The sequence below is a fragment of the Chitinivorax sp. B genome, assembly GCF_005503445.1.
GTDB lineage: Bacteria > Pseudomonadota > Gammaproteobacteria > Burkholderiales > SCOH01 > Chitinivorax.
Genome location: NZ_SCOH01000085.1, coordinates 1 through 7,275, shown reverse-complemented (window position 1 = coordinate 7,275; position 7,275 = coordinate 1). Strand labels below are relative to the sequence as shown.

Genomic DNA, 7,275 nt, shown 5'->3' with positions numbered 1-7,275 from the left:
GCTGCTCAAATCGCTCCACAATCGCTTGCCAGATTTCCGCTCTCCCTCGTACGCATTGCAATCAGCAGGATACACCTGATTGCTCAACAAGACCTTGAAAGGGGTGGCCCTAAAGGCCAGGAAATCCATACCGATCAGTATGGTCGTATCAAGGTGCAATTTCACTGGGATCGTCATGGTCGACGAGATGAGCGCAGTAGTTGCTGGATTCGTGTTTCGCAACCGTGGGCTGGCCAGGGCTGGGGGACGGTCGCTATCCCACGTATTGCGCAGGAGGTGATTATCGATTTCCTGGAAGGGGATCCGGATCGTCCGATCTGTACCGGCAGGCTGTTCAATGCCGACCAGCCTGCCCCGTACAAGCTGCCCGACGGCGCCCACATGATGGGTTTCAAGAGCCGTTCCACCCCAGGTGGTGGGGGATTCAGTGAAATGGTGATTCACGACACCAAGGGCAGCGAGCTGATCAATATCCATTCTCAAAAGGATATGGTCACGACGGTACAGAATAAAAAGAATACCGTCATCAATGGGCCGGAACATACTGTCGATGTCACCAGCGGCTACCAACGAACCAAGGTCAAACAACAGATCTCGTTTCAGTCGACTGATGCCTATATTGATGCCAAGGCCAAGCAGTACATCGATCTGACTGCAGAAACGCAATATGTGAAGATCAAGGCGGAAACCACCATTACGCTGGAAGTCGGATCAAGCAAGATCACCATGGATAAAGATGGCAATATCGATATTCAGGGTGTCAACATCAAGATCAACGGGACGACCATCACGTCGACCTCGACTGCGCAACATATCATTCAGGGCGCGCCAGTCAATATCAATAAATAACAGCGACCTGGCCGGCAAGATGGCCGGTCAGCGTGGTTGATGTCCGTCATTTCAATCCAAGAACAGTGAAGCGATGAGCAATACCGAAAATGACCTGTACCATCTGCATGAGGGTAGCATTGTGTTGCCCGCAGGCTTTAGTGACCGTACTGCCAATGTATTTATCGTGCTGGATCGAACGGCCAGTGCACCGAATCTGAGCATTGCCCGGGATCAGCTGCTGGACGGTGAAACGTTGACAACATATGTCGATCGACAGTTGGGCATCATGAAGTCCAAGTTGACCGGCCATAAGGTTGATCGGCGTCAGGTTGCGGTGCTGGGGCGTGACAGCCAGTCGATTGAAGGTGAACATATTGATGCCCACTATAAGAATGGCAAAGTCACTGTTTGGCAACGTCAGGCTGCATTCTTGATCAGCCCGGAGCGGGCGTTGATTTTTTCCGCAAGCTGCGCGCATGCGTTGGATGCAACCTTCGATCAGCTGTGGGATGAGTGGTTGGGCAGCTTCGTGCCAAGAGGTGCCTGAGCGCAGTCTGTATCACCCACCACCAAGGCATTGCAGCAATCGATCAAACAACTGAAGTCTAAGGAATAGCATCTACATGTACGAAGCGGCGAGGGTAGGGGACCCGATCAGCCACAGCAGCGCGCTGGCGGGATTTTTGATGGGAGCCCTGCTGGGCGTGGCACTGATTGCGGCAGTGGCGTTCGCGACCTTCACCTGTGGATTTGGTGTGGCCTTGCTGGCGGGGTTGGCGGCGGGTTTGGGGGCGCAGGCGCTGTTGGCGGGCGGGGAGGCGATTGGCAGCAGCATCCGCAGCGTCACCGGGGCGATCGCCACCGGCAGCCCGGATGTGTTCACCAACAGCAAACCGGCGGCCCACGCCGTGCGCAGCGCCGTCAACTGCAGCAAGGATAGCCCGGCACAATTCATCGCCGAAGGCTCCGGCAACGTCTTCATCAACAGCCAGGCGGCTGCCCGCAAGGGCGATCACACCACCTGCGATGCCGAGATCGATACTGGTTCGCCGAATGTGTTCATCGGCGGGGGGCGGGTGCAGTACCTGCCGATCGAGAAAGAAATCCCCGACCGTTACCGCACCTATGTCGATTGGGCCTTCACCGCCGCCGGCCTGGTCGGGGGCTTGGCCGGCCTGCTGCGCAATGCCGCTGGCACCCCGCTGCGGGCCATGCTGCCCTGTGCCGCCAAATTCATCGGTGGTTACATGGCCGGTGAAGCCCTGTCCCGCTACGTGGTTGCCCCGGCCATCGGCCGTGCCTGGGGCGCATTGACCGGCCACCCGGTGGAAGCCACCACCGGCCGCAAACTGTTGCTGGCGCAGCAGGAAATCGATGGCGCCATCGATGACCGGTTGCCGATCCTGATCCAGCGCTTCTACAGCAGCGGACTGACCGATGCCGGTCTGCTCGGCCGCGGTTGGCGCATGCCTTGGGAAATCACCCTGCAGCGGCAGGATGAGCACCTCGTGTATTGCGATGCCCAGGGTCGCACCATCGCCTTTCCGCTGGTTCACCCCGGCGAGAACAGCTTCGCCGCCGCCGAACAGAAATACCTCGGCTGCCTGCCGGATGGCCGCTACCTGGTCTATGACCTGGACCAGACCTACTTCATCTTCGGACACCTGCCGGCCGATGGCCAACCCGCCCGGCTGCAACGGCTGGAAGACCAACTGGGACAGGCGCTGCAATTTGACTACGTCGACGGCCGCTTACAACAGATCGTCAGCCCCAGCGGTAACCGGCTGCGCTGCGACTATGAACCACTGCAGGACCGCTTGAGCCTGCTGACCCATCACCCGGTAGCGCTACCGGGTGCCGATGTCACCCCCCGTATCCTTGCCCGTTACCAGTACGACCATGCTGGCCAACTGCAGGCTGTGTTCAATGCGCAAGGGCAGTGCACCCGCCGTTTCAGCTATCAGGACGGATTGATGGTGCAGCAACAGGACCTGCTCGGTTTCACCTGCGACTACCGCTGGGAAACGATTGATGGCCAGTCGCGGGTGGTCGAGCACAGCACCAGTAGCGGCGAACACTACCAGTACCGGTACGACCCGGCCAACCGCCAGAGCTGGGTCACCGACAGCCTCGGCCGGACCGTCCATTGGCAGTATGACGATCATCACCAGATCACCGCCTGCCGTGACCTGGATGGCAACGAATACCGCACTGACTACAACGCCGATGGCCACCCGGTCCGCGTCCACTTGCCCGGTGACCGCCAGATACAGTTCGAATACGATGTCCTGGGCCGCCTACAGCAGGAAACCGACCCGCTCGGCCAGATCACCCGCTACCAGTACCATGGCAACAGCCAGCAGGTGGTGCGCCTGGACCTGCCGGACGGCAGCAGTTGGCATGCCGAGTACGACCTGCAAGGCCGCCTGCTCAGCCGGCGCGACCCGCTCGGCCGCGTCGAACGCTACGAATACCAGCGCGACGCCTTGCCGGTCGCCCATATCGATGCCCGTGGCGGACGCCGGCAATTCTTCTGGACCCCGCGTGGTCAATTGCAACGGCAGGTCGACTGTTCCGGCAAGACCACCCATTACCACTACGATGCCCGACACCGTCTGCACGGCATCACCGATGCCCTGGGCCAGCAGACCCGTTACCAGCGCGATGAGGCCGGTCAGGTCACCCGCATAGACTACGCCGATGGCAGTCATGAACAGTTCGAGTATGACCCGAGTGGGCTGCTCAGCCGTTACCGTGATCCGCAACAAATGGAGCAGCACTGGCGGTACGACCCGCGCGGACTACTGCTGCAACACCGCAACGTCGCCCAGCACACCACCCGCTACGACTACGACGCCTACGGCCGCCTGACCCGGCTCACCAACCCCAATGGTGCCGCCTACCGCTTCGACTACGACGCTGCCGACCGGCTGCTGAGCGAACACCGCCTGGACGGCCTCAGCAAACACTACCAGTACCATCCGGCCGGCTGGCTGCAACAGGACACCACCACCGGTACCCAGGCCGATGGCCGCCCGCTGTCGCGTACCACCCACTACCAGTACGACCCGTTGGGTCGACTGCTGCAGCGCGAGCATGGCACCGCTATCACCCGCTACCACTATGATCCGCTCGGCCGCCCGCTGCACATTGAACGGCAACCCACCGCGGCCGGCCAACTGCTGGGCGTCCAGCCCGACCAGTTGCGCCTGGAATACGACGCCGCCGGCCAACTGCTGGCCGAACACAGCCGCCATGGCAGCCTGCGCTATCACAGCGACGACCTGGGCAACCTCAGCCAGCTGACCCTGCCACAAGGCCAGCAACTCGGCTTCCTGCGCTATGGCAGCGGCCACCTGCACCAGATCCGGCTGGATGATCAGGTCATCAGCGACATCGAACGCGACGACCTGCACCGGGAAATCCTGCGCAGCCAGGGGCAACTGCAGACCGCCTTCGGCTACGATGCCCTCGGCCGCAAGCAATGGCAAAGCAGTGACTGGCGCCAAGGGCCCGCCACCGGGACGGCCCGCCCCAGCTTGCCGGCCGCACCGCAGCCAACCCCCGGCCAGGGCCAGTTGTGGCGGCAGTATCGCTACAACCAGCGGGGTGACCTGCTACAACAACACGACAAGCTACGTGGCCAGATCGACTACCAATATAACCCGGCCGGCTACCTGATCAGCTGCAGCCAACCGGCCCCGTTCGGACAAAGCCAGCAACAGCAGTTCCGTTATGATGCCGCCGGCAACCTGCAAGGCAGCGACGGCTACGTCCAGGACAACCGGCTGCGGGTATACCAGGACCTGCGCTTTGACTACGATGCCTACGGCAACCTGATCGAAAAACGCAAAGGCAGTCACACCACCTTGCGCTTGGTGTACGATGCCGACGACCGGCTGCTGCTGGCCGAACATACCCAACGCGATACCCGCACCATCACCCGTTTCGACTACGACGTACTGGGGCGGCGCATCGGCAAGCAGGTCAGCAGCCAATCCATCTACGGCCACGAACCGGCCAAGCCGCACAGCCACACCCGCTTCGTCTGGCAAGGGCTGCGCCTGCTGCAGGAACTGCACGACCCGGTCGGCACCCAGGCACCTGCTGAAGCTTGCCGGCAGGTACGCACCTATCTCTATGAAACCGAACAGGTCTACGCCCCGCTGGCACGGATCGATCAATGGCAGGACGGCCACGGGGTGGTCCAGTCCAGCCAGCTATACTACTTCCACACCGACCAGATCGGCACCCCGCAGGAAGTCACTGACCAAGCCGGACAGCTGGTCTGGGCCGGGCGCTATGAAGCATGGGGCAAGGTCGATGGCCAGCACACCGACAGCGGCCAAAGCAACTTCGAGCAACCACTGCGTTTTGCCGGGCAATACGCCGACGACAGCACCGGCCTGCACTACAACACCTTCCGCTACTATGACCCGGATGTGGGGCGGTTCATCAATCATGATCCGATTGGGTTGTTGGGTGGGGTGAACCTTTACGCCTATGCGCCGAATCCGACGGGGTGGGTGGATCCGCTGGGCCTTAAATGTGGATTTGCTGGAAAGAACCGGACAACGCAAAGATGGGTCGATAAGTTGACAGGTAAAAAACCTGTAGATGTGGATGCATACCTGACTGGGCGTGGCTGGACTAAGACTTACCCGCAAGCAAGTAATCCAAATGCAATTCAGCATATTCAGTATGTTAGAACGACCAAGGCGGGAACAACATATAAGCTTGACTATCACCCAGGAGGGAGTCCAACCCAACCCAATGTTCATGGCAATGATTACTGGAAGGTATATAAAGTTGGTAAGAATGGTGAAGATGTAGTATTTGGTCGTATTGGGCATGGTGAGTTTAAGAACTACGATATGATTAAAGACTCCCCTGTTTACGTTGACGGTGTATTGATGAATGGCGGGTGATTGGATGATTGATTTCAATGCGAATATAGTTTCTGGCACGTCCATTGGAAATGTGTTTATAAATAGCAAGATTGATGATTATGTCAATGAGATGTATTCAAGTTTTGAAGTTAAACAAAGGGAGTATGCATTACCAGATGACTCAATCAGAATTTCGTATGTATTGAATGACACACTAACAATAGCAACCATGCCTGATGGAAATATTTTTTCAGTTGGATGTAATGTCAAATACAAGGGCCTGTATAAAGGAATTCTTTTCGCCGGGCAGGCAATGGGAGAGATAGTAAAGGTGACTTGTAGGCAGCGCATTTTTAACGGATCAATTATTGTAGATGATGATTTTGGCTTTTCCTTTGTCTTGCCACCCCCTTATGATGAAATTGCTGATAGCATCGATCAGATCCCAATGACCGTGACTCTAAATGAAATTTACGTATCTGATTTTTCTTCTTGGAATCCTAAGTTACATACAGGCAAGTCATAATATATTCATGATGATTTGCTAATGGTGAAGATGGTTCCGGTATGCATGTCGGGTTGATTTCACCTTGGAAATCATTAGATGATTATTGCTAATCGAATAGCTTGCGTACAGATTATATGCAAAGCCAAGTTGACGGAGCTTGCCCTGGAAGAACGGGAGTCTACATTATTGAATTGGTGGGGAATATCGTCAGATGAAAAAGGGTATGATTTATTACCAGAAGCGCTCAAGAGCGAGCTAGCTTGTTCTGACGATTCACCATCGGACTGTGAACCGGATAAGTATGATCCATTGATTATGCTGGCACTAATGTCACAGTATCGCGGCGTAACCAACTCGCATATCAACAATGAACTCAATGCCTTAGAAGGCGAAGATGTATGTGTGACTGGTGACGTTGAGGTTCTGGAGGTGTGTCCTTGTTGCTCCTTTCGAACATTGACGTCGCATGGAGAATACGAAATATGTCCACTATGCAAATGGGAGGACGATGGTACACAAAATATGAAAGTATTTAGCGGAGTCAATAGAAAAACATTGCAACAAGCCAGAGATGAGTTTGCTCTTTCGGAAGTTGGTTATCTGAAAGAAAAGTGGATCAAGTTGTAACAATATTCAAACAACTTGTTATTAGATATTTTGGTGTAAATATCATGTCAGTAGCTTTGCAAGTATTTGCGCAACTGGATAACCATTAGTTAATCATGGGTGTGTAGGCATGCAGGCAAGATGTTTAAGTATCGTCCTGAACGAAGATGTTGATTTTATGAATCTGATTAGAAAGGTAGAGAGAGCGCTTGATACTGACTTCCGCAGCGTAGACAAAAAAGGGCGCTACATTGCGGAAGGGGAGTTTCGAGGGTGTAAAGTTTCGATTGTTGATAGAGTGGATAGACTTGGCGAGATGATGTCGGATCAGGGCAGGGCGGGATCGAACTTTACTCCTTGTTTAATCAAATAAAAGCTCAGTTCTGAAGCGCGGATCCCATGCTGCCCGCTGTCGTTTGCCCGCGACACTGTCCTTGCGCT

General features: G+C 56.0%; 5 protein-coding genes. All 5 read left to right on the top strand.

Annotation, left to right across the window (positions count from 1 at the left end):
* Positions 1-849, top strand: an 849-nt coding sequence (gene tssI, locus FFS57_RS26145; protein WP_137940362.1) for a type VI secretion system tip protein TssI/VgrG, incomplete at its 5' end; no start/stop codon positions are given.
* Between the two features lie 73 nt (positions 850-922).
* On the top strand, positions 923-1,378 hold the full coding sequence (locus FFS57_RS24005) for a DcrB-related protein (RefSeq protein ID WP_137940361.1): 456 nt from the start codon (positions 923-925) through the stop codon (positions 1,376-1,378).
* A 76-nt stretch (positions 1,379-1,454) separates the two neighbouring features.
* Entirely contained in the window at positions 1,455-5,759 is a 4,305-nt protein-coding gene (locus FFS57_RS24000) for an RHS repeat-associated core domain-containing protein (protein WP_137940360.1), read from the top strand.
* A complete protein-coding gene (locus FFS57_RS23995) occupies positions 5,749-6,246 on the top strand; it encodes a hypothetical protein (RefSeq protein WP_249384152.1) in 498 nt (165 codons plus the stop codon). The genes FFS57_RS24000 and FFS57_RS23995 overlap by 11 nt, the downstream gene beginning before the upstream one ends.
* Before the next feature lie 78 nt (positions 6,247-6,324).
* Positions 6,325-6,855 carry a CPCC family cysteine-rich protein gene (locus FFS57_RS23990; protein WP_137940359.1) on the top strand — a complete coding sequence of 177 codons (531 nt, stop codon included), beginning with the start codon at positions 6,325-6,327 and terminating at the stop codon, positions 6,853-6,855.
* Positions 6,856-7,275: the final 420 nt, after the last annotated feature.